Annotated in this window: 23 protein-coding genes; 4 read left to right on the top strand and 19 right to left on the bottom strand. The window is 35.4% G+C overall.

What is annotated here, in order from left to right; translation table 11 throughout:
• Nucleotides 1–53: 53 nt before the first annotated feature.
• From dnaI to KBW87_RS02735, 7 genes are all read right to left on the bottom strand, one after another.
• Nucleotides 54–953 (bottom strand): primosomal protein DnaI, encoded by a 900-nt coding sequence (dnaI, locus tag KBW87_RS02765; protein ID WP_057809912.1) that lies wholly within the window; start codon nt 951–953, stop codon nt 54–56.
• Between the two features lie 9 nt (nt 954–962).
• A complete protein-coding gene (locus tag KBW87_RS02760; RefSeq protein WP_057809910.1) occupies nt 963–2,324 on the bottom strand; it encodes a DnaD domain protein in 1,362 nt (453 codons plus the stop codon).
• A gap of 2 nt (nt 2,325–2,326) precedes the next feature.
• The gene (gene nrdR, locus KBW87_RS02755; protein WP_057809908.1) at nt 2,327–2,794 is read right to left on the bottom strand and encodes a transcriptional regulator NrdR; all 468 of its coding nucleotides are present in this window, start codon (nt 2,792–2,794) and stop codon (nt 2,327–2,329) included.
• A gap of 2 nt (nt 2,795–2,796) precedes the next feature.
• Complete coding sequence (gene coaE / locus KBW87_RS02750) at nt 2,797–3,399, bottom strand: dephospho-CoA kinase (RefSeq protein WP_057809906.1); 603 nt, start codon at nt 3,397–3,399, stop codon at nt 2,797–2,799.
• On the bottom strand, nt 3,396–4,226 hold the full coding sequence (mutM, locus tag KBW87_RS02745; protein WP_057809904.1) for a bifunctional DNA-formamidopyrimidine glycosylase/DNA-(apurinic or apyrimidinic site) lyase: 831 nt from the start codon (nt 4,224–4,226) through the stop codon (nt 3,396–3,398). Before mutM ends, coaE begins: the two co-directional genes overlap by 4 nt.
• Before the next feature lie 8 nt (nt 4,227–4,234).
• Nucleotides 4,235–6,898 (bottom strand): DNA polymerase I, encoded by a 2,664-nt coding sequence (gene polA / locus KBW87_RS02740; protein WP_057809902.1) that lies wholly within the window; start codon nt 6,896–6,898, stop codon nt 4,235–4,237.
• Nucleotides 6,899–6,996: 98 nt separating this feature from the next.
• Nucleotides 6,997–7,635: a TetR/AcrR family transcriptional regulator gene (locus tag KBW87_RS02735; RefSeq protein WP_004046157.1), complete on the bottom strand. Its 639-nt coding sequence runs from the start codon at nt 7,633–7,635 to the stop codon at nt 6,997–6,999.
• A gap of 178 nt (nt 7,636–7,813) precedes the next feature.
• On the opposite strand from KBW87_RS02735, the gene KBW87_RS02730 reads away from it, so the two are divergent.
• Nucleotides 7,814–8,233 carry a hypothetical protein gene (locus tag KBW87_RS02730; protein ID WP_157055124.1) on the top strand — a complete coding sequence of 140 codons (420 nt, stop codon included), beginning with the start codon at nt 7,814–7,816 and terminating at the stop codon, nt 8,231–8,233.
• 72 nt (nt 8,234–8,305) lie between these two features.
• On the opposite strand, the gene murC is transcribed toward KBW87_RS02730, so the two are convergent.
• The 7 genes from murC to KBW87_RS02695 form a co-directional block, all read right to left on the bottom strand.
• A complete protein-coding gene (gene murC, locus KBW87_RS02725; protein ID WP_057809900.1) occupies nt 8,306–9,619 on the bottom strand; it encodes a UDP-N-acetylmuramate--L-alanine ligase in 1,314 nt (437 codons plus the stop codon).
• A 76-nt stretch (nt 9,620–9,695) separates the two neighbouring features.
• Nucleotides 9,696–11,603, bottom strand: coding sequence for an SLAP domain-containing protein (locus KBW87_RS02720; protein ID WP_057809897.1), 1,908 nt, complete (start codon nt 11,601–11,603; stop codon nt 9,696–9,698).
• A 110-nt stretch (nt 11,604–11,713) separates the two neighbouring features.
• Nucleotides 11,714–12,358, bottom strand: a complete 645-nt coding sequence (ytpR, locus tag KBW87_RS02715) for a YtpR family tRNA-binding protein (protein WP_057809895.1) — start codon at nt 12,356–12,358, stop codon at nt 11,714–11,716.
• A 23-nt stretch (nt 12,359–12,381) separates the two neighbouring features.
• Nucleotides 12,382–12,702, bottom strand: a complete 321-nt coding sequence (locus KBW87_RS02710) for a thioredoxin family protein (RefSeq protein WP_057809893.1) — start codon at nt 12,700–12,702, stop codon at nt 12,382–12,384.
• Nucleotides 12,703–12,759: 57 nt separating this feature from the next.
• Nucleotides 12,760–13,422 (bottom strand): tRNA (guanosine(46)-N7)-methyltransferase TrmB, encoded by a 663-nt coding sequence (trmB, locus tag KBW87_RS02705; RefSeq protein ID WP_057809891.1) that lies wholly within the window; start codon nt 13,420–13,422, stop codon nt 12,760–12,762.
• Nucleotides 13,423–13,431: 9 nt separating this feature from the next.
• Entirely contained in the window at nt 13,432–14,643 is a 1,212-nt protein-coding gene (locus tag KBW87_RS02700) for an ABC transporter permease (protein WP_057809889.1), read from the bottom strand.
• Nucleotides 14,636–15,379: an ABC transporter ATP-binding protein gene (locus tag KBW87_RS02695; RefSeq protein WP_057809887.1), complete on the bottom strand. Its 744-nt coding sequence runs from the start codon at nt 15,377–15,379 to the stop codon at nt 14,636–14,638. Before KBW87_RS02695 ends, KBW87_RS02700 begins: the two co-directional genes overlap by 8 nt.
• 228 nt (nt 15,380–15,607) lie before the next feature.
• On the opposite strand from KBW87_RS02695, the gene KBW87_RS02690 reads away from it, so the two are divergent.
• The 3 genes from KBW87_RS02690 (at nt 15,608) to KBW87_RS02680 (ending at nt 17,417) form a co-directional block, all read left to right on the top strand.
• Nucleotides 15,608–16,045 carry an HIT family protein gene (locus KBW87_RS02690; RefSeq protein WP_004046171.1) on the top strand — a complete coding sequence of 146 codons (438 nt, stop codon included), beginning with the start codon at nt 15,608–15,610 and terminating at the stop codon, nt 16,043–16,045.
• A gap of 23 nt (nt 16,046–16,068) precedes the next feature.
• A complete protein-coding gene (locus KBW87_RS02685; protein WP_057809885.1) occupies nt 16,069–16,407 on the top strand; it encodes a hypothetical protein in 339 nt (112 codons plus the stop codon).
• Nucleotides 16,408–16,517: 110 nt separating this feature from the next.
• Nucleotides 16,518–17,417, top strand: a complete 900-nt coding sequence (locus tag KBW87_RS02680) for a peptidylprolyl isomerase PrsA (protein WP_057809883.1) — start codon at nt 16,518–16,520, stop codon at nt 17,415–17,417.
• Between the two features lie 46 nt (nt 17,418–17,463).
• Here the strand turns inward: KBW87_RS02680 and KBW87_RS02675 are convergent, their stop codons facing one another.
• From KBW87_RS02675 to KBW87_RS02655, 5 genes are read right to left on the bottom strand one after another with little or no spacing between them, the layout of a single operon-like run.
• On the bottom strand, nt 17,464–18,441 hold the full coding sequence (locus tag KBW87_RS02675) for a 3'-5' exoribonuclease YhaM family protein (protein WP_057809881.1): 978 nt from the start codon (nt 18,439–18,441) through the stop codon (nt 17,464–17,466).
• A 4-nt stretch (nt 18,442–18,445) separates the two neighbouring features.
• On the bottom strand, nt 18,446–20,929 hold the full coding sequence (locus KBW87_RS02670; RefSeq protein ID WP_057809879.1) for an ATP-binding protein: 2,484 nt from the start codon (nt 20,927–20,929) through the stop codon (nt 18,446–18,448).
• Nucleotides 20,910–22,124 (bottom strand): metallophosphoesterase family protein, encoded by a 1,215-nt coding sequence (locus KBW87_RS02665; RefSeq protein WP_057809877.1) that lies wholly within the window; start codon nt 22,122–22,124, stop codon nt 20,910–20,912. The genes KBW87_RS02670 and KBW87_RS02665 overlap by 20 nt, the downstream gene beginning before the upstream one ends.
• A 5-nt stretch (nt 22,125–22,129) precedes the next feature.
• Nucleotides 22,130–22,480 (bottom strand): YlbF family regulator, encoded by a 351-nt coding sequence (locus tag KBW87_RS02660; RefSeq protein ID WP_004046185.1) that lies wholly within the window; start codon nt 22,478–22,480, stop codon nt 22,130–22,132.
• 21 nt (nt 22,481–22,501) lie between these two features.
• Entirely contained in the window at nt 22,502–24,559 is a 2,058-nt protein-coding gene (locus KBW87_RS02655; protein ID WP_057809875.1) for a PBP1A family penicillin-binding protein, read from the bottom strand.
• Nucleotides 24,560–24,598: the final 39 nt, after the last annotated feature.

Here is a 24,598-nt window from a genome sequence, read left to right as displayed (position 1 = left end):
TGAAATCAATTATACGCGTAGATTTTTGGGAATCAAGTCTTTTTTGAAAAAAATTAGATTCTTCTGTTTTCCCCTGAAACGACAACTTCTTTTGCTAAAAATCTTACTCGTTGCATCAAACGAGCTGCTTTTACAGGATCAACAGCATTTTTTGTTTCAGCAAAGTGCTTTTCAAGTTTATCCATGTCCAAATTAGATGAGAAAAATGTCGGAAGCACATTATCCATTCTTGCTTGCAAAATTACGCCTAAAACGTCATCACGCGACCATTGGCTGAGAGTTTCTGCCCCAATATCATCTAAAATCAAGACATCACACGCTGAAACGCGCTTGATTTCTTTATTTAGGCTGTTGTCTTCAAAGTGACTCGAAAGGCTTGCAATAAAAGTCGGCACATGTAAAAAGATGACGTTTTTGTTCGTAGCAGCAATCGAATTTGCAAGCCCAGCTAACATGTACGTCTTTCCTACTCCAAAATTACCACTTAAATAAAGACCTTTTTGATGATTATTTTCTTTATAGCTATTTAAAAACTGTCGAATAAGAATCATAACATCTGAACGTTCATCAGAGATATCAAGATTGCTTAATTTTACTGAGCGCAGGTTCTTCGGTAGATCAATTAATTCCAAGTGCTTTTGAGTATTTATCTCTTTATCCGCCTCAATTTTAGCTTTAGTTGGCGCATATCGAATATCAATTACATCCCCACTAATAAACAACTCTGGTTGGTAACCATTCATTACATGATCAGATTTTTGTTTTTGGGAATAATATTCATATAAATTAGCAAAACTTGTTTCTACAATTTTTTTATTCAGTTTATCTTTATGAGCTGCTAAAAATTCACGAACATCTTTATCATGTAAAACCTCATTTTGAATCTCTTGCAAAGAAGCTCCAAAATTTCGTTTTTTTACTATTTTTTTGAGAGTATCACCAATTGGCTCCATTTTTATCACCTACTTCATGCCATTTTGTTCTTCAAAATTCTTAAAGAAATTTCTTAGTTCTTCAGCACTAACTGATTTATTAACCTTAGCTTTCTTCTTACTCCAATCAGTTCCTTCTTCAACTCGCTTCTTACCATAAGATGTTTTCTTAGTCTCTTGCGTCTTAATCAGCGGTTCCTTATGGTTATCTTGCTTGCGCGCATTAATCCGCTTTAAGGCAGTTACGGCATCCCCAACTTGATTTTCAGTCCAATCCTCTGCAATTCTCTTAGCTAAATTGTACGACACAACCGAATTATAAGTTAAGCAAGTATAGACAACCATATTTAAAACAGATACAGGTAAGTGATATTTTCTATTAATCACATTAACAGTATAGCTTTCACTGGAATAAACTTGCCCTCCATACTGCTTTTTAACCTTATGCAAAAAGTCATAGGGCGATAGATTCATCGCATTTTTAACAATTTCTTGCTCATTGTGAGATAAACCGCTCAAATCCAGCTTTTCTTCTTTAGGGTTTTCCTTATTAGCCAAAAAACGCACATTTTGAGATTCTTCTGCAATCTTCTCTTCAATCAGCTGCATATTCAACTCATACTGGGTTGGCGCTTCCCGCATGGCATACATTGCTTTATCAGAAAACTCTTTTTCGTTCAAATTGTAAGTGGTCATGAGAGATGCAATCTCACGTTGATGAAGAGTTACTTGCTCGGGCGGAATTTGATACATTTCAAATTGTTGTTTCAAAAATTCCCAATCAATATTACTGTGATCATTGACTTGAGCTGGAACAATTTTTTGACCCGTATTTTCACTAGCAGCTTTTTTCACATCATCAGATGGAGTAATTGCTTCTGCTTGTGATAGATGGAAGACGTCAAAAAAAGATGCAGAAACATCTTGTGCATCTTTAATGGGTTTTTGAGCTCGTTTAAGTTCCTTAGCAAAAGCATGACTTAAAGCATGAAACTTAATTGCCCCTATTTTTTCTTTTAAAAGACTCGCTAAAAGCGCAGTTGAAAAGAATTCTTGTGCACTAGGCACATTCATCAACTGAAAAATAAGAATTTTATTAATAATACTATCAGCGAGATACGTCTTCACTAAACCGACAGCTTCCAGTTTATGCAAAGCAGAAAACATGTCTTTTAAACTGCAATCTAGTTCCTCCTGCAGAGAATAAATCCCCTGCGAATCTGAAACTATTGCATACGCATCATAATCCTGAATCAAAGTTTGATATAAAGAAACTGCCGTGGCGCCAACAATGGGCTGATAGAGTTTAATCAAAACCTTGATATCTCCTGGGAACAAATTGATTTTGTTAGCAACGTAAAATGGCTGCTTAGGATTAGATGTTTCAAACATCTCTAATTTCCTTTCTCACGCTTTGCCATCATATCTTCCATCGTCTTCATAAAGCTAGACATATCTTTAAATTCACGATAGATAGAAGCAAAACGAATATAGGCTACATCATCGATGTCAGCTAATTCATCCATGACAAATTGACCAATTTTCTTAGATGAAATTTCACTAACACCTTGCTTACGAACTTTATTTTCAACATGGTCCACCAACTGCTCAAATTGTTGACTAGTAATTGGTCTCTTTTGACAAGCAGCCATGACCCCATGCAAAATCTTCTTACGACTAAATGGCTCAAGCGTTCCATCATTCTTAATAACAAGTAATGGTGCAGTTTCAATTCTTTCAAATGTAGTAAAACGAAAGCCACAATTTTCACATTCTCGGCGACGTCTAATAGCTCGATTTTCATCGCTTGGACGAGAATCAATAACGCGTGAAGCATTTTGATGACAATTTGGACATTCCATAATTAAACCTCATACTTAATTTTCGTTAATAACTCATTCAATTTTTTATATAAATCTTCTACAGAACCAGTATTTTCAATCACATACGTGGCTCTAGCTTCTTTTTCTTTTAATGACATTTGACTGTTAATTCTACTAAGAGCTTCTTCTTTAGTCAAATTATTTCGTGCCATTAATCGTTTAAGCTGTAGGTCTTGAGGCAAACTAATTACTAAAGTTTCGTTATAATATTTTTCACTATGAGATTCAAACAAAACTGGGGCATCGACGATAATCAAAGAATAGCCTTCAGATTTATATTGTGCGATTTGTGATTCCATTTCTTGAAAAATCCGCGGATGAGTAATTTCATTCAAAATTTTCATTTTTGTGGGATCATTAAACACTAATTTGCCCAACTTTTTTCGATTAATGGTTTGATCTTCATTTAAATATTCATCACCAAAAACCTCTTTAATATCTTTCCAAGCCGGCTTATTAACATTCATGATGTTGTGGGCTATCTCATCACAGTCCACAATTGGAATATTTTTTTCCTCAAAAAATTTATCAGCAGTACTTTTACCAGTCGCAATTCCGCCGGTTAAACCTAACACAAGTGTCATTTATATATCACCTGACAATGCGGGCAAAATGTTGTTCCTCGCCCATTTACTTTGATTTTTTCTAATATTGTATTACATCTAGGACATTCTTCGCCACTATGACCATATACTTTAAGCTTATCTTGAAAACCGCCATAGTTTCCATTAGCATCAAGATAAGTATGGACTGTGGTTCCATGCAATTCAGTTGCCCATTTAATCGTATGATTAATATTTTTACGTAGTTCTTTTACTTTGTCTGCAGGAATAGCCCTTGAAACACTAAGCGGATGAATCTTTGCTTGCCATAAAACCTCATCCACATATATATTTCCAAGTCCTGCTACAATCGTTTGATCTAGCAGAGTATTTTTAATATTCTTTTTCTTTGTTTTGAGTTTAGAAATAAAATATTGATCAGTAAAATCAGCTGAATTTGGCTCTACGCCCAATCTTCCAATTGCAGTTGCTGTCTTTTCACTTCCGGTTAAAATAAGCTGCATTCGGCCGAATTTACGAACATCATTATATCTAAGTGCAGTATGATCAGTGAATTCAAATTGAACATGATCATGCTTATCTTTAGGCGTATCCACATCAACTAAGTGATACTTACCTTCCATCCGCAAATGAGACACAATAGTTAGATTATCACTTAATCTAATCAAGAGATACTTGGCATAACGATCGATGCCAATCACCTTTTTATTTACTAAATCATGAACAAATTCACTTTGATCACTGGCTACAATATTGGGATACCACAATGTTACATTTTTTATAGTTTTCCCTTTAATTAAAGGAATCAGCGATCTTCTCACTGTTTCCACTTCTGGCATTTCTGGCATAGTGTCACCTACTTTGCATCATACCAATTATGACCATAACCTGAATCTGCCACTAATGGCACATCAAGTTTGACTGCAGATTGCATTACTTCTGGGACAATCTTTTTAATAGTTTCTAATTCTTCTTTTGGCACATCAAAGACCAATTCGTCATGAATCTGCAAAACCATTTTAGTCTTCAAATGAAGCTCCTCAAGTTTCTTTTGCATATTAATCATTGCTATCTTAATGATATCCGCCGCTGATCCTTGAATCGGAGAATTAATTGCAGTTCTCTCAGCAAAACTACGTACATTAAAGTTCTTAGCATGAATATCAGGCAGATATCTTCTTCTATGCATGATAGTTTCTGCATAGCCATGTTCACGAGCAAACTTTACAGCCTTATCCATGTATTCCTTAATCTTAGGATATTGTTCAAAGTAATTATCAATAAATTCCTTAGCTTGTTTACGAGAAATTCCCAAGTTTTTAGCTAAACCATAATCAGAAATACCGTACACAATCCCAAAATTAACAGCCTTTGCATGTCGACGCATAAGGGGTGTAACTTGATCTGGAGAATCAAGATGGAAGATTTTCATGGCTGTATGAGAGTGAATATCATAGCCAGTCTTGAAGGCTTCTTGCATATTTTCATCCCCTGAAACATGGGCCAAAACACGCAATTCAACTTGAGAATAGTCACATGAGAAAATATAGCCATCTGGATCAGTTGGTACAAAAGCCTTTCTAATTTGCTTTCCTTCTTCAGTCCGAGTTGGAATATTTTGCAAGTTAGGATCAACTGAGGATAAACGACCAGTGGCTGTTAAAGTTTGGAGATAACGAGTATGAACGCGACCATCTGATTGAATTACATCAAGCAACCCCTTTACATAAGTTGATTGAATTTTTGCAATTTGACGATAATCCAAAATTTGATTAATGATCGGACTTTCCGTCTTCAACTTATCCAAAACTTCTACAGAGGTTGAATAGCCGGTTTTAGTTTTCTTAACAGGGGGCAGACCAAGCTTTTCAAATAAAATATGTCCCAACTGCTTAGGTGAATTAATATTAAATTCTTCTCCTGCTTGCTGATAAATCTTATTTTCAAGATCCTTTAATTTTATTGCAAAATCATTTTCTAGTTGCAAAAGTGTACTTGGCAAAACTTTCATTCCACTAATTTCCATTTTTGCAAGAACAAATGCAACCGGAATTTCAATTGCATCATAAAGATCATCTTGCTCATGATCTTTCAACTTTTTAAGTAGTTCAGGTTTTAACTTTTGAATCACGCTAACTTTAGCCGCTAAATGCTTGAAAAGGTCCGCATCCTCTGGCACAGCCTGCTTTTTGCCTTTACCATAAACTTCAAGATCAGTTTTTACGGAATATTCATCATATAAATGGGCAATCTCGCCTAAATCATTAGAATTATTTTCATTATTAACTAAATAGGAAGCTAAAAGCATATCATAATCAAAACCACCCGCTTCAATATTTAATCGATGTAGCCCTACATAGGTTCTCTTAAGATCAAAAACATTTTTCTTGATAGTCTTATTTTCTAAAATTCCTCTTAAAGGCATTTCTTGTAAAAGAGCTATATCTTTTGAAACATAGTTCTTTTTACCAACTCTTAAACCAAAACCAACAAACGGAGCAACATGATAATTATCGCCAAGCATTTCTAAATAAAAATCGACTTCTTTTTCTTTTATGTCAGCCAATTCGTCTAGATTATCTTTAGTTAACTCCACATATTCATATTGCTCTACCCCGGTATTTTCTCCTTGAGCATCAGCTGAAGAATTAAGTTCAGCCAAAAACTTCTTGAATCCCAAACGTTCATAAAGTTCACGCAACTTTTCATAATCGATATCTTTTTTCTCAGTATCTTCAAGAGTAACTTCAACTGGAGAATCACGATCAATTGTTGCTAATTTTTTTGCTAAAAAGGCCTTGTCCTTGTCATTGATCAAGTTTTCTTTTAGCTTTGACTTTTTCATTTCTTCTAGATGGGCGTAAAGATTTTCAATTGAACCATATTTTTGAATCAAGCGTGACGCTGTCTTCGGGCCAACTTTAGTAACACCGGGATAATTATCAGAATTATCGCCCATCAAAGCCTTCATATCAATGAATTCAATTGGTGTAACCCCATTAACTTCTTTCATGTGTTCAGGGGTGTAAGCTTCTGTATCACCAACCCCATTTTTAGTAATTAAAACTGTTGTCTTGTCTGAAGCCAGCTGAGTTAAATCTTTATCTCCTGTGACAATGGTCACTTCATAACCAGCTTTTTCACCCATCTTAGAAAGGGTTCCAATAATATCATCTGCTTCATAATTAGCTAATTCATAGCTTTTAATGCCCAAATCTTTCAACATTTCTCGAATTACCGGCAATTGTTCAAGTAATTCACTTGGTGTTTTTTGACGACCACCTTTGTAGTCCTCATACATTTTGGTTCTAAAAGTTACTTTTCCCGCATCAAATGCAACTAAGACGTTAGTAGGATCAACTTGTTTTAAGATTGCATCGAGCATATTTTTAAAAGTATAGATTGCATTAGTATGTAAACCATCAGGACTTACAAAACGATCAAGCTGACGGTATAAAGCATAAAAGGCACGAAAGGCCACTGAATTTCCGTCAATTAAAAGCAATTTCTTTTGTGCCATAAAAATCTCCTTAAAATAAAAAACTGTTCAATAGTACGTAACTATTTTAACAGTTTTCTTAGTCTTATATCATGGATTAGCAGTATTTTTAGTAGATCTTAGTTATCTTGAATAATTTCATTAATTCTATCTAAAGGTGTTTTATGTAAAAAGTCAAAAATGCTCTGTCTAACATCATAAGGAGATAGACGATCATCATACTTTAACAAAACACTTACCAAATCGATCATACAATGAACAAATACTTGAACATTTATATCAAAAAGCAATCTTTGTTTAGAGGATAACTTAATGCCAGAGGTACTCTTCATAGTAGTAGCTCTTTTTAAAAATTCATCACAACTAGTCTTATATATTAAATTATAGAATCTAATATCCCCATTATCAGAAAGCAAAGTTTGGATCTCTTCTTTTCGTTCAAAACAAAAAGCAATTGTATTTTTAGCCGAATTTAATACTGTTTCAAATTGTTTCTCTATAGGCAAACTATAATCAACATCCAAAATTACATCACGATCTTTTTCAATACTCTTCCTATAGCCCTCAATGAATTCTTTTTCAATTTCTTCAATTAAGTTATCTACATCTGAATAATACTGATAAAAAGTCCGAGTACTCACTCCTGATACTGAAATTATATCTTTAATTTTAACCTCTCTCAGGCTTTTTTCCTTTAAACATTCAAATAATGCTGCTTTTAATTGGCTTTTAGTATTAATAATTCTGATATCTACCATGCGAAATCTATTTATCCACCTTCCACTTAATCAAAATTTCTTTTAATAACTAAAAGAATCTTTTAGTTATTATTATAATCTTGTTACTTTTTCTTCAAAATTGCAATACCATTGAAAACAATCAAGACAAATTTAATAATATAAAGTAGATTATGAAAGCGCTAAAGGGGACTTTATAATGAATAACTTAACTCAAATCAAGGGCGAAGATTCAACTTTAACTGGGCTTCCTCAAAAATTCAATTTAAAATCACAAGATCAACATCAATTAAGTAAATTTGAAGAAATTTTGTTTAGCGATTCAATTTATTATCCATTTTCACCACTTCGACATATTAATGAAAAATTTGTCGATTTCATTACTGAATCAGGTAAAAACTTAATTATTGATTTTGTTTTTGCTCCAGAAACTAGCAATAAGATTTTAAATGAATTAATTTGGATAAGTAAAAAATATTTAGCAGCTAATAAGCAGCTGATCGATTATGATAAAATCAAGAACAATTGGATTTGGATCTTAAGTTTATCATTTTCTTATATTTCAAAAAGCATTCCATTTACCAAAGAAGAATTTTTAAATAAGATCAAAAACAACTAAGAAACAAAATGAGCCGTCAAAGCATCACAGCTTTTACGACTCATTTTTTATATTTAAATAATTATCAAATTACTAAAGCAACTTTTCAAAAGCATCTTCATACTTTGGAATATCACCAGCACCCATGAAGACAACTACAGAGTTTCTATTCTTAGTTAAATCAGCAATATTATCCAAATCAATTACTTCAGAATTTGGAATATTGTCAACCAAGTCTTGGCTAGAAATGTCACCACTTGCTTCACGTGCTGAAGCATAAATTGGCGTTACGTAAGCCTTATCAACATCACGTAAGATTTCTTCAAAGTCTTTTTGATATTTCTTAGTTCTTGAGAAAGTATGTGGTTGAAAGACAACAACCAACTTTTTATCTGGGAATTTTTGACGGGCAGCTTGAATAGTAGCTCTCATTTCTGTTGGGTGGTGAGCATAGTCATCGATTACAGCAATATCATCGAAGTCTTTTTCGCTAAATCTACGCTTAGCCCCCTTAAAAGTTAATAGTCCCTTCTTGATATCATCCATTGGAACTTTTTCAGTGTAAGCCACAGCAATTACAGCTGTCGCATTTAAAATACTGTGATCACCAAACAAATGAATTCCAAAACGACCCAAATCTTCACCGTGAGCTAAAACATTGAAACTTGAACCATCAGTAGTTTTCTCAATATTTACAGCTTGGAAGTCATCAGTATCTTTAAAACCATAAGTATACTTAGGAATATCAGTCTTCAAACTTTGCAAACGCTTGTCGTCACCCCAGACAAAGAGAGCCTTCTTAGTTTGATCAGCTGCAGATTGGAAAGCGGAAGTATAATCATCTTGATCCTTGAAGTAATCAGGGTGATCAAAGTCAATGTTAGTCATAATTTGGTAATCTGGATGATATGCCAAGAAATGACGACGATATTCATCTGCTTCATAAACAAAGAAACGTGAATCTTCTACACCCTTACCGCGACCATCACCAATCAAGTATGAAGTTGGTGCTACTTCACCTAACACGTGAGCCAAAAGACTAGTGGTTGAGGTCTTGCCGTGAGTTCCTGAAATACCAATTGAAGTATGCATTTGAACAATTTCTTCAACAGTATCTGGGTAACTTTGCCACTTAACATCCTTATCAAGGCAAGCTTTTACTTCTGGGTTATCTTCCTTAAAGGCATTTCCTTTAACAATAACTTGTTCATCATTTGACTTGATATTTGCTGGGTCAAAACTCTTAACTTCAATGCCAGCTTTTTCAAGAGGAACTTGAGTAAAAGTGTACTTTTCAATGTCACTACCTGCAACATTATAGCCTAAGTCATGCAATAAAAGTGCAAGTGAGGCCATTCCTGTTCCCTTAATTCCAGTAAACCAAATTTCTTTATTTTTATCTAACATAATTATTTCCCCGCAATGTCAAAAAATATTCGTCTTTCATTTTAACATTTTTTCGGTTTCATAAATCACTTAGGACCTATTTTTCAGTAGCAAAATCAGAAAAATTCAACAGTTTCTTCTTAGCTCCGCCACTTGGAATTAAGTAGTACCTAGTCTTATCGTTGCCTTTCCAGCCTTCTGCGGGATAATATCCTGGCTTGTGAGCCCATTTTTGATAAACACTCACCATTGGATAGTTCTTACCACTATAGTAAGCTTGGCGAATCACATTCAAGACTTGAGCTGCTTCAATAGCAGTTAAATTATTGATATCCTTAACCTTAACTTTAGCACCCTTTAAGTTTTTCTTAGCAAAGTCAACCTGCCACAAAGCTTCCTTAACTGCCATCTTGGTAGCATTTTTATCCTGAGCAATAGTTTGAGCATTTTCTACAGCTTGATCATATAGACTGCGATCGACCCAGTTATCTAAGCGATACTTGATTGAATCCTTAACGCTAGCTGCATCAGAAATTGCTTGCGTAAGTTCAGCTTTTTCTGAATTAGTTGCTAATTTACTATCTGCTTCAGCTTCAGAGGCAGTATTGAGAGTTGTAAGCTTTTGACCACTAATTGCGACATCATCAGCCTTTACATAAAGATTGCTAATTGCTGTATCATGACGATCATCTTCAGCTCCAGTTTTATAAACTAATGAATTTTGAACATGATAATATAGCTCTGCCTTATTTTCTTTGGTATTCCAAAGGTAAATCTTTTGGTTAACTGCTAATTGATCGCCGTCAGTCTTATAGTTCGTCTTTTCGCCATTGACATTGTAAAAGGCTACATTATTTCCTTTAAAGCTAGCTACGGTGTAGATCAAATCATTGTAGCTTTCAGGAAATAGATATTGCTTAGCTAAAGTTGGACCTTGATCCCCACTCCAAACATATGGGCTATCGGCATCTTCTTCATATAAGCCAGTGTTAATGTAAACAGGATCTTTACTTGTTCCTTTTACACGGAAATAACTTGCTTGAAAATCGCCCATGCCAGTAGTAATCATTTGATCGGCAGTTACTGTTTGGCCTTTACGATACATTTTATCGATTTGGGTAAGATCCTTATTGTAAGCATAGGTATCGGTAATTATCTTAACTTTAATTGGTTGCTTAGTATAGAGGGTTTCACCATTAATAGCATTGATATTGTTGGCCTTAATATATTGGTTCTTACCAATTCTAAAATAGTAGTTGCCTTTGATCTTGTAGTTTTTAATAGAATAGAAATTAGGTTGACGGTCTTTGTACTCAGTATAGAAGTATTGATTAGACTTATTCACTACTTTTCCAGTGTAAGGTACTAATTCTCCAGCCTCAATTAAGCGTTTTTGATGTTGACCCTTAGAATTATAGACATAGGAATTTTGGGAAACGAATAAAACCCCCTTGCCGTTTACTTTGCTGATTTGGCCACTGTTTACATAAGTGTTGTTGCCAATTCGGTAGTAAACATAAGGTTTGCGGTAGAATTCCTCGCTACCTGTATACTTAACTTTGGAATTGGTTGTGAAGTAGGCCCTCCCTCCGCGGAAAGTCTTTAGCCTTTTTCCATTTTTATCGTAAACATAAGAATTTTGGTTTAAGATAAAGAGTTTCTTTTGAGGTTGGACGGAAGCATTTTGCGCTTTTATATAGCCGCCATCGCCTAAATAGAAGTAATCATCACCATTGATGGTATACATTGTGGTGGAATTCGCATAAACAAATTTGCTACCAGCTGTTAAAGTAGGTTTGCCGTAGTATTTATAGTTTTTAACTTTAATTGTTTTATTAGCGGACGTAAATTTACCCTTTTGTCTAATATAAGGCAGCACGGTCTTATCATAGGTCTGATGAAGAGTCACGCTTTGCGCATGAGTTGTTTGCGCAGTTAATAAACCTGCAGAAGCTGTAGCAAGTAAAGCAACTGCACTAGATATAATTTTACGATTGAGCTTCATTTTTAATTCTCCTTCATCTTTATCTAAATTTTACTCTCTCTAACTTTTTTGGAAAACTTAATATTTGTACACAAAAAAGCGCTGAGATTAACTCAACGCTTTTTAAAAAATTATAAAGTAATTTCGCCACTAGCGATTAATTCATCACACTTAGTTGGTTCAAATTCAGCACCAACTTCAAAATCGTCAGGTACAACCATGATGCCGCGCTTTTGAGGTGCGTGTGGCAAACCAAGTTCTCTAGCTGAACAAATCATGCCATATGAATCAACTCCACGGAGTTCACCTGGCCAAATTTGCGCACCATTTGGCATTAAAGTACCAGGAAGTGCAACAACAACCTTTTGTCCTTGAGCAATATTTGGTGCACCACAAACAATTTGGTGTTCTTCTCCACCTACATCAACAGTAGTTACATGAAGGTGATCTGAATCTGGGTGCTTTTCACAAGTCTTAACGTAACCATATACCAAAGTTGGCTTGCCATATGCAAGTTCATCGTTAAAGCCATTTTCCTTTAAACGATCGTTCAACTTCTTAAGTTCATCATTGCTTAACTTAACTTGGCCGTTTGGCAACTTATCGTAATCGATAATTTCATCAACATTGAAGAAATTAAAGCCGATTAAATTACCATCTTTATCAGTAACGCGAGTTACATTATCCTTTTCTTCAAATTCACTTCTGCCGTTGTCTTGGCCCAAGATAACGATCAAAGTATTTGGATAAGCTTCTTTATTAATACTAGTGATCATTTTTTCTAAAAATCTCCTCTATGTTAGTCAAGTGACCGCAAGAAATCTTCAACTTGTTGTTTAGTTTTACGGTCCTTATTTACTAGTCTACCAATTTCTTGACCATCTTGGTAGACAACAAATGAAGGAATTCCCATAATATTTAATTTCTTTGCGATGTCAATTGAGCCATCACGGTCGATCTTGTAGAATTTAGCATTTGGAAAATCTTTTTCAATTTGTGGCATAAATGGATCCAAGAAACGGCAATCTGGGCACCACGCAGCCGAAAATTCCAAGACGGTACGTCCATTCTTAGTGATTTCATCTAATTTATCTTGTGTAAGTTCTTTAATTTCTTCCATTTTTCGCGCCTCACTTTACTTACTATTTATAAGTATTTTAAATGTTAAAGTGAAATTTTACAAGTTTTTTGTTTCAAAACTTGCATGAAGAGCATAAATCGGATTACCTTTAGCTGCAAACTTGTGCTCATATTCGGTTTCAATATTCTTTTCCAAAATTTCAGGCTTTTCATGATGTAGATCAACTGATACAAAATCAAAGTGCATCCCAAAATTATTCATACTTTGAACTGAATAAGCATAAAGTCCTGAATTATCTGTCTTAAATTCCAAATGACCTTCCGGCTTCAATACTTGTTGATACTTTGCCAAAAAGCTCTTATAAGTGAGTCTTCTTTTTTCATGACGGCTCTTTGGCCACGGATCACTAAAGTTTAAATAAACCACGCTAGTGCTGTTTTCATCAAAGAAATGATTAATTTCTGCCGCATCCCCGCGCAAAATTTGTAAATTATCTAAGCCTTTTTCCAATTTAGTTCTCAAAATAATTCCTGCAGCAGTGGTTTGCAACTCCAAAGCCACATAATTTTTATCCGGATTATTCTCTGCTAAAGTCGTAATAAAGTGGCCCTTTCCAGATCCAACTTCAATTTCAATTGGATTATTATTTCCAAAACGTGCAGCCCAATCAATATTCTTTTCTGGATCAGGATTTTGCAATACGCTTTCTGGATGTTCATTAACAAGCTTCACAGCCCATGGTTTATTTCTTAATCTCATGTTCTTCCCCTATTTCTTATTAGTTTTCACTTTATAAGGCAAATATGCCACTGTTAAGACCCATACAAAGACGAACAGGCCAGCAATTGCTTCAAAGACATTCAAGTTAATCGGTAAAATAATCAGCCAAAAGACACTGATAATGCCCCATTGTAAGAACAAGGCAGAATTTAGCACTTTAACTAAACTACGACCGCGATGCTCAGTAGAAATTGGATAAACGCGATACATAATATTGCCGTCAAATTCTGTTGCCATTGGTAATAATTGGTAAACTGTCAAAAATACTACTAGTGCTGAAAGACCTAAGGCCCATTTCCAATCTTGCACTAAGAATGAAATCAGCACGGCAAATGCAGTCATTCTTACCAGTAAGTTTAAATATTCTGGATTTCTCAATAACGATCTGCGATACAAGAATGAATTTGGATTTTCTTTCCCCAAATTCTTTGGCAGTAAGAAATCAAGATACTTTCTTCGTTTAATAGTAACTTGTTTTTCACTTACATCGGTAAACATACTGAAAATCGAATAGACACGATCTTTTCTCGCCTTTTCACTATCAACCGCATAACGCCAATCAAAGAATTTTTTGACATTCATTCTTTTGCCAAACATGGGTTGAAAGTTAGGCTCAATAAACATTCCGCAAATCGAAATTACCAAAGCACCAGTTTGACTATAAGCCGCTAAAATGGCCACAGCTAAGGCAAGAAGGCAGCTAACCCAAAAATCGATCTTTTTGCCAAAATATAGATTGCGCTTTTCTATAATTAACTGATCATCTTTCAAACTTAACATTGTAATGATCATTAAAATATAGCCCCAAACTGAAATTCCAGCCTTCACTGTCGCAAACGGAAATAGAATTCCCGCAACCAAAAACTCCAATATAAATGGCAAAATTAGACTATAGCGATACATTGGGCGTAAGTAGTCTTCCATCTTTTCATCTTGAGTAAACAAGAACTGCATATCCGCATCTTTAATTAAAGTCACTAAATGTCCTGTTAAAAGTGGCAAGAACAAAATTATACCAACTAATGGCTTATAAAACCACAGGTTATTAGGTATTGTTTTCATTGCTTGCGCATACCAAAACATCAAGGCTCCAAATAAGAAAATCAATGCCAAAATAAAGAAATCGTTGAAGACAAGCGTTAAATACTTAATTGACTGCTTAAGATTTTCGCTTAATCTTTTATTCGCTAACTCACGCATGGCCATTATCCTCTCTATTCAAAGCTAAATATAGTTGATCAAATGGATCGTCCGGCTTCAAGCCATAATGCGTGCGAATTTCTTTCAAACTGCCGATAATTTCAATTGTGCCGTTATTCAAGACGGCATAATTTGAAATTGCTTGTTGAGCATCAGCTAAAACGTGCGTAGTCATCAAAACCATTTTTTTATCCGCAATGGCCTTTTTGATCAAATCAATCAAGTTAGCCACTGCCAGTGGATCTAGCCCGGTGAATGGCTCATCAATTACCAAAAGACTTGTATCTGCTAAAAACGCACACACAATCATCACTTTTTGCCGCATTCCTTTTGAAAAGTGGATTGGCAGCCATTCCAGTTTGTCATCCAATCTAAACATCTTCAAAAGTTCATGTGCTCTCTTCCAAGCTTTTTCCTGGTCTAGATTGTAACTAAGCATAGTTAATTCCAGATGCTCTTTCAAAGTTAATTCCGGATACAAAACTGAAGTTTCCGGGATATAAGCTACTTCTTGCTTAAACTTGGTGGGCTGTTGTCTTAAAACTACGCCATTCAAAGAAATCGTCCCTTTTTGCGGACGAAGTAAACCTAAAATGTGTTTAATGGTCGTTGATTTACCTGCCCCATTCAAACCGATCAGTCCCAAAGCTTGGCCTGGTTTAATTTCTAAATTTATGTCTTTAATTACAGGAACGCCTGTATAGCCTCCTGTTAAATGTTCGATTTTTAAAGCCATTAAATATTCCTTTCTTTATTAATGCAAATATCTTTATATCATGATTTCTTCTATTTTGCGTCAAGAGGGTCAGCTTTAAGAAAAAATTATCTTCAAATTTACCAATTTTTACTAAATTGATAGTTTTTCTATAATTCTTTTCCACTAAACTCCCATTCCAGTTAAAGATATTGCCAGATTTATGATAGCATAATAACTATAAGATTCTAAAGACAGTGAGGATTTAACATGGAAAATAATAATTTAGTCGACGACTGTTTATTCTGTAAAATCATCCGCGGTGAAATTCCAAGCTACACCGTATTTGAAAACGATGATGTGAAGGCCTTTCTTGATATTTCTCAAGTAAATCCTGGTCATACATTGATGGTACCAAAAAAGCACATCGTTAACTTATTCGATTACACTAAAGATGATGCTAAACAATATTTGCAATACATACCAGAAATCGCCAACGCAATTAAGAAAGCTTTCCCAAATGTTACTGCAATGAACATCACCACCAACAATGGGAAGGCAGCTAACCAAGTGGTAATGCACTCACATATCCACTTCATTCCTCGCTTTGAAGGGGATGGCTTAAAGCTCATGACGCGTAACAACGCTGACGAATACGATGATGCAAAATATAAAGAAGTTGCAGAAAAGATTAAGGAACAATTTTAACTAGAAGTAATAAGGGGCAAACAATGAGCATAAGCAAGTTTGGATTTGGATTAATGGCTGGTTTTGCAGCCGGGATGGCTGTTTCACTATTTAAAGACGAAAACGGTCAACGTTTAGGAGCTCCGCTAAAACGAGATTTAGAAAGTTTCCAGCATGACGCAATGAGTCTTTTGGATGGAATCAACAAGGCTAAACAAGCTAGCGCAGATTTAATGGCAAATATGCCAGCTGCTGAAAGAGCCATTAGTGATATTGGTGACGATGTTCATCATTATGAAGAAAGAACCGCACCTATCATTAATAATATTAAGCGCGATGCAGATGAAGTAGACGATGATTTAGAAAATCCAAAATCTGAATAAAAGTTTAACTTTTCTGTGAAAATTTGCGATATTAAAAACGTAAAAGTTTAAATTATGGTATATTAGGTGACAGTTACTTAATTTTATTAAGGATGTGGAGAATTTAATTTATGAAGAATTATATTAAAAAGGCTGCTGCAGCAGTTGCAGTAGCTGGTGTTGCTTTATCATTATCTGCTTGTTCAAGTAACAGTAAGACTGTTGTTTCTTACAAAGGTGGTAAGATCACCCAAGAACAATATTACGATGAAATGAAGAAGTCTCAAGCAGGTCAATCAACTTTAGCTAACATGATTATCAACCGTGCCTTGGAAGAACAATACGGTAACAAAGTATCTCAAAAGCAAGTTGATAAGCAATACAACAACTACAAGAAGCAATATGGATCACAATTTAGTGCTGTTTTGCAACAAAACGGTATGACTCCATCAACTTTCAAACAAAACTTGAAGACTAACTTACTTTCTGAAGCTGCTCTTAAGAGTGTTAAGAAAATAACTAAGAAGCAAGAACAAGAAGCTTGGAAGAGCTACCAACCTAAGGTTACTGTTCAACATATTTTAGTTGCTAAGAAATCAACTGCAAACGACATCATTAAGCAATTAAAGGATGGTAAGAGCTTCAAGAGTTTAGCTAAGAAATACTCACTTGATACTGCAACTAAGAACAATGCTGGTAAGCTCCCTGCATTTGACTCAACTGATACTACTTTAGATTCATCATTCAAGACTGCTGCCTTCAAGCTTAAGAGTGGTGAAGTTACTGATACTCCAGTTAAATCACAATCCGGTTACCACGTAATCAAGATGATCTCTCACCCAGCTAAGGGTAAGTTTGCTGACCACAAGAAAGCAATTGATAATGAAATTTACGCATCAATGGCTCAAGACCAAGAAACTATGCGTGCTGTCATTGCCACTGTTTTGAAGAAGGCGGACGTTTCTATCAAGGATAATGACTTGAAGAACGTATTGTCATCATACGTATCAAGCAGCCAATTAAGCAAATAAGACTTATGACTAAGAAAAGCTTTGGAATAATCCAAAGCTTTTTCTTTTACTCTAATTTTCTTGAATTATCTAGTGCTTCATCCACTTTAGGACGATAGAATCGCTTGCCGTCTTGACTCATGAGTGGCTCGGTAAAGTTGCCCGGTTTAGTATGTTGTAGCGCATTTGTCACGGCATAAACTGTCGCATCTAAATCATCGATTCTATGCAGGAGTTCTGCCTCAAGGAGCCCAGGCAACTTTGGTGAACCATATTCAAACTTACCATGGTGAGACAAGACCATGTGTCTAAGCAAAAGCAAATCTTCACTTTCAAGATCAAGATGAAGTTTTTGCGCAGCCATCATAATTTGTTCATCAATTAAAACCAAGTGGCCAATCAAGTTTCCTTCTGCAGTATATTGGGTAGCTGCTGGACCACTTAATTCTAGAACCTTCCCCATATCATGCAAAATACATCCCGCAAAAAGTAAAGATTGATTTACTTGCGGATAATTTCTACTAATCCCATCTGCATCCCTAAGCATGGATAAAGTATGATATGCGAGACCACCTCTTACTGCATGGTGGTTGCTTTTTCCAGCAGGATAATCATAAAACCGCTTGCCCCACTTCTCAAGCAAGTAGCGTACAATTCGATTCCAGGTAGGATTTAGAATCTTAAACACATAATTATTGATTTCTTCCTTCATGTCGTCGACTTTTTCAGGGGCCGATTTTACAAATTGGTTCAAATCATATCCTTCATCAGGTCCCACCACTCTCAAAGAATAAATCTTAATTTGAGGGCGTCCTTGATACTCTTCTCGCTTACCATTCAGCTCCACAATTGTCCCTGAACTAAAGCTATCAGCATCGCGCTGGTCTGCATCCCAATAATTACCACGGATATCTCCTGACCCATCTGCAAAGGTCAAAGCCAGATACAACTTATTATTTTTGGTATGACGAAGTTGCGAATTCTTGATATAAACAACTAAATCTAGCTCCTCGCCATCATTATAGTCGATTAACCTTTTAAGCATCTTTCTATCCTTTCTTATAAGTTAATGGAGTTCTATTAAGTTTATCTACTAGGTTTTTCTGTGCGGTAAAGATCAAGACTTGATTATTTTCTGCAATTTTTTCTAGCAAATCCTTAATATAGCTAATTCGTTGATCATCAAAGTTAACAAAGGAATCATCAATTAAAATTGGCAAGTTAATTTGATCTTTAATCTGATCAATAAAGGCTAACTTCAAGGCAAAGTATAATTGCTCACTGGTTCCCCGCGACAAATACTTAACCTCAATCTTTTTGCCATCTTGATTGACAACTTTTAATTTTTTATCCAAAACTAGATCAACATATCGCCCACCTGTTAAAAGCTTAAGATATTCTTTTGCTTCCTGCAACATTTTTGGAAAACGTTCATTTGAAGCAATATCTAGGGTTCTTTGAATTAATTGCGCCGTCATTAAGTTAGATAAATATTCCTTGCTAGCATTGATAAATAAAGTCTTAGTATTAGCCAATTTTTGCTTAGCTTTAAAGAGAGCATCTGAATCGGCCAAGTTGGCTTTTTGGACTTCAGCTTTAGCAAAGCTAGCTTGAAGTAGATCAAGTTTATCCTTAACTTCTTGCATAGTGGTGGTAGCTTCACTCAATTTAGATCTGAGCTCATCAGGCTTGAATTTAGTTAAATCCTCTAAATCTCCCTCTAAACTATTTTCTAAAGCCACGATCTGTGCATCAAGCTTAGTTTGAACCAATGACTCTTGATATAAATCATCAAATTCTTCTAAAGTCCGAACTTTATTTTGGACTAAAATATCTTTCAATTCTAATTGCAATTTCATCAATTTCTGCGAGCTTGTCTTCAAACTTGCCTGAATCTCGTCTTTTCGTTGCTGCTTTTGTTGCAAACTCTTTAATTTAGTATCCACTTCGTTAATGGCATTAAGTTCATCATTAAAATCTACGTTTATAGGCTTTTCAAGAAGCTTTTGTAACTCTGCGGCCAATTTATCAAGTCGAGTCTTAATCTCGCTTATGTGAGCTTGATTATTCTTTTCTGATCGTTTTTTAAACTGATACTGGGTAAGTTGACTTAATAAGTTATTGAGGTCTAATCCTAAGGGAGAAATTCCATATTTTTCTTCAAATTTCTTCTGACTCTTATCTGAATTTGCCTGGAACTGATCAACAATCTTATTTTGCTTTACTACTTGATTAAGATTGTAATAAGCTCCTCCCATCATCAGAATTCCAGCAGCAATCAAAGTCCATCCAGCTGTAGGAACTCGAAGTAGTAGTCCTAAACCTAAGATAAAGATGGGCAATCCTAAATAAAAAATAGTCTGTGATACCACCGACTTAGGTTTCTTATCAGGAACTTCTTGCTTAACCCAATGTTGATAGTCTTCCTTCATTTGCGTAATTTTATCTTGATCAAAAGAAGCCACTTCTTTAACTTCAGGAGTTATAGCCAAAATTTGATCAACTTCACTTTCAAGCTCTTGCTCCTTCTGCAAGCAAGACTTGTAATCCGTTTGCCATTGCAAAAGCTCTGGCTTTTTCTGAACAATCTTTTCTGCCTGTTCGACATTTAAGTCAGACACTAAATCTAGTTGCGACATTTGATTTTGCAAAGAATCAATGCTCGTATTTAAGCTGCTAACCTTAGAATTTAAATTTTGCGCCTTTTGATAAGCCTTACTATCAAAGTCTAAGTTTTTTTGTTTCCTTTTAAGAGATTCTAAATCTGTAAAATTCCGTAGCTGCTTCTGCAAATTAAGCAAGTGATCCTTAGTTTTATTTAGTTGCTCTAACTGCTTTTTTTCTTGATCAAGTTGCTTTTTGAGCTTCTGGCTTTCTTCATCAATCCGTTTGTATTGATCGAATTCATGCTCAATTTCAGTCAATTCATGTTGCTCATCATCAATTTGCTTAAGAAGACGATTCACCTCAGGCTTTTTCCCAGTCTTTTTAAACAAATTATCGGCTTCTTTTTCAAAATTATTCCTAAGCTCAATTAACTCACTACTATTGCTAGCTCCCAAATAATAAATGCGCTCAAGTAAATCTTCCTGATTTAATTTAGCAATTTGACCTAAAGTTTCCTGATTAAAAATAAAACTATCGGCATAAAAATTACCATCAATGTTGTGGATCTTATCAAAAAACTCTCTCTCTGGCACAACTTCGCCATTCTTTTTAACGGTTAAAATCCCTTTTTTAGTCTTATCGCCTTTCGCCCACAAACGCTCAAGCTGATATTCATCTCCCTGATCTTCAAAAAACAAGGATCCTCCCATAGGGCTAACATGCGTAAGTGGTTTATAATCTTCAAAAAATGGGGAAGCACTGTTTCTTAAATAAAAGCCAAACATAATCTGTTTAATAAAGGCTACCGTTGTGCTTTTTCCAGCTTCGTTTTCGCCAAAAAAGACACTCAAATTGTCATTAGATAAGTTAAAAGTTAGATTAGACAAATGACCAAAATTGATGATATCAATTTTCTTCAATTTCATAGCTAACACCTCGCAACTTACTACTCAACTTAACCTGACTCATCTCTTTAATTTCCGTTAAGAACTCTGGATCATCAGCTAATTCTTGGGTTAAAGTACTCTTTTTAACCCAGCCAGCAGCAATTTCCTTTAATGCAGAATTAGTAAAAATCTCTTCTGATGCCTGCTTAGAAGTAGCTTGATCTTCTACACTTAAGCTTGGGAGAGATTGGGTTTTAAAACGAACATCAACAAGTTGAGAATTTTGACTCAATTCCAACGAAATTCCTTGCCAGTAACTGCTATCTTGAATCAATTCACGTTCTTCTTCAGTCAAATATTGGGCATTCTCAATAGTTAAACTAAAGTAAGTAGTGAAATTATTAGACTTTAAAGTTGCTAAAATTTTCTCGTGCAAAGTCTTTTTACTTACAGGACCAGCTAATTTAAGAGTAACTTTTTCCCAGACAATTGGACTCATAGGCTTAAATGAAATAGTTGTTTGTCTAGTCTTTTCATCAATTTCACCCAGGTAGCATCCCTTAAGAGCTGTTTCATTAATGTGACGCCCTTGAATATTGCCAGGGTAAACAACCCATGGCTGATCACTCAAAACGCGGCGCTGATGAATATGCCCCAAAGCAAAGTAATCATAATTTAAATCCGTCACTTCACTTAAAGCAAAAGGCGCATACACGTCTTGATGATCAGTTTTTTGCTGGGCATGCATGATCCCAAAAGTATAATTATTACTTTTCTCTGGAAAATCTGGAATTAAATCATGCGTAATATGATTATTCAAATATGAAAAACCCACTACATCATATTTAAAACCAGACCTAGTTTCATAACTAACACTTTCAACTTTTTCATCAGGGCCAAGCAGCTTAAAGTATGGACTAGGAGTTATTAACAAATCATCAACCTTCATATGATCGTGATTTCCAAAAATCATTACTACTTGAATTCCAGAGTCTGTCAGCCGCTTAATTTGCTTAGCAAAAAACAACTGACTATGCGGAGAAGGTTGATTACTGTCAAAAGTGTCTCCCGCAATTAAAACTAGATCCACCTTTTCTTTTAAGGCAAGATCTATAATTCTCTCAAGAGACTGATTGGCAGCTTGATATATTTGATTAAAACTATTAGATGGCAAAAAAGATAGCCCATGAAATGGACTATCTAAATGCGCATCTGCGAAATGAATAAATTTCATAATTGCTATTTTCTAAGATCTGCATAAAGATCGTTAATTGGGTTGGTGATTTCCTTTTGCAAATCGTTAATTAACTTGTAAATAGCTTGTTCACTTTGTAAAAGTGCGATGATCTTAGCATTCTTTTGAACAGTTTCGTTCAATTCTTGGTATGCCTTTTGATCTTCTTCTGCAAGTGGTTGACCTGATTGTTGAGCAGTCAAAATCTTAGTTTGAAGTGCATCCATCTTCTTGAATAAGTCAGCACTTTCTTGATCGTTTTGAACGTCAGCAATTGCCTTTTTCAAATTCTCGTATTCTTGAGTTTGTTGTAAGTCCTTTGCTAATTGGTTAGCAGAGTCATAAATATTTACCATAGATAAAAATCCCTTCTAAAATTAATTGCCAAAAAGGCCTTTGATACTATTATACCATTCATTTAGTTTTTCTCCGGCTGAACCGATTCCTTTTTGCAATTTATTTCCTAAATCACCAGTCCAATCCGAATTTGAGCCATTTTGTTTAATCAATTGGCTAGGTGCTTGCTCACTAAATTTGGTCTGGGCAGTGTACGGCAAGACTCCTTCCATTTCTGCTTTATAAAGACGCGTAATTCCAGTTTCTGAAACTCCATGCATATAATGATCCTGATTAGTTCGGTCAAATCCTACCCACGTAGCCATGACAATATCTGGAGTATAACCAACAATCCACTGATCTTTTGTCCCAAAGCCATATGAATTAGGCACTTCTGTTGAACCGGTTTTTCCAGCAACACGAAAGCCATTTGGTTGAGCGGACTGAGCAGTACCATTTTGAAAGACACCAAGCATCATGGTGGTCATTTCTTTGGCAGTATTAGCAGAAATGATTCGATGGGTGCCAGTATTATTGTTTTCGGCTAAAACCTTTCCGCTAGCATCCGTAATTTTAGTAATAAAGTATGAATTATTTGGCAAGTTTCCTTTATTAGCAAATGCGGAATAGGCACGTGCCATTTGCAGTGGCGACACCCCACTAGAGAGACCACCTAAAGCTAAAGCAAGATTTTGATCATCTTTTGGCACTTTAATCCCAAAGTTTTCCACCGATTGTACACCCTTGTTGACGCCAATTTTATCAAGAAGCCAAACTGCTGGAACATTCTTACTTTGAGCTAAAGCTTGATACATTGGAATTTTATCAGAATACTGATTGTCAACATTCCGAGGTTCATAATTATTCTTGCCAAATTTTTGCAATTTGTTAGAAAGCTCAGAATCATAGTGATAGCCATTTTGAAGAGCTGGTGAATAAACCGCCAATGGTTTGATAGAAGAACCAGGCTGACGCTTCATTTGCGTAGCTCGATTATAACCACGGAAGACATGCTTTCCTCGTCCTCCGATAACCGCTCTTACGGCTCCAGTGGTCGGATCCATGACTACACTTGCACCTTGAACTTGAGTACCATCAGTAGCTGATTGGGGGAAAAGCCAACTTTGCTCAAATTTATCTTGAAGTTGTCCTTGATAATTTTGATTCAAAGTAGTGTAAATCTTCAATCCGCGATTCATGACGTCTTCTTCTTTTAAACCATACCGATTAATTGCTTCGTCCACCACAGCATCAAAGAAATACGGATAACGATAACCATCTTTATTCTTAAAAGTATCATGTAATTCAAGTCCCGTTTGAGAAGCAGCCTTTGCTTCTTGCTGGGTAATTTTACCATTAGAAGCCATTAAGCTTAGAACTAGATTTCTTCTTGATAAAGCATTTGCCATGTGATCAATTGGATTATAGTAACTTGGGCTTCGCAAAATCCCTGCTAAAGTTGCTGCTTCACCTACCGTTACATCACTAGCATTTTTACCAAAATATTTGCGACTAGCGTCCTGCACGCCCCAAACACCATTCCCAAAATAAGCATTATTGAGATACATGGTCAAAATGTCTTTTTTGGAATAAACATGATTGATTTCAATCGCAAAAAACAACTCTTCGAGTTTTCTTGAAAAAGTTTGTTGCTGTGTTAAAAGCGAGTTCTTAGCTAATTGCTGAGTTAAAGTAGACCCCCCACCGGTGATTTGACCATGATGAATAATCAAATTAACTCCGGCCCGAGCCATCCCTTTAATACTAAAACCGGGATTAGTCCAGAAAGTGCGGTCTTCTGTTGAAATAACCGCATTCCGAATATTAGGTGAAATTTTATTATATTCTACAAACGATCCCTTTTGAGAATAGAGCGATCCAGCTTTTTTTCCCTTATAATCATAAATCGTAGTTGTCGTAGAAAGTGAAGCTTTCAAATTTGAAATATTGGAAGTTTTCACTTTGATTGTATAATATGTACAGGTAAAAAGGACCAAGGTAAGCAGGATTAAAATAATCCAGCGTCCAATGTAAAAGCGGTGGTCAAAACGGCGCCACGCACCTTTTAAACCACTCTCTTTTGGCTTATTAGATTGCATAAATCTTCTCCTTTAAAAACACTTACGATTGTATCATAT

Origin of the sequence: Lactobacillus intestinalis (assembly GCF_024397795.1) — a bacterium.
GTDB classification, from domain to species: domain Bacteria; phylum Bacillota; class Bacilli; order Lactobacillales; family Lactobacillaceae; genus Lactobacillus; species Lactobacillus intestinalis.
The sequence above is the reverse complement of the archived record's forward strand: the minus strand, read 5'-3'. Positions and strand labels throughout refer to the sequence as shown.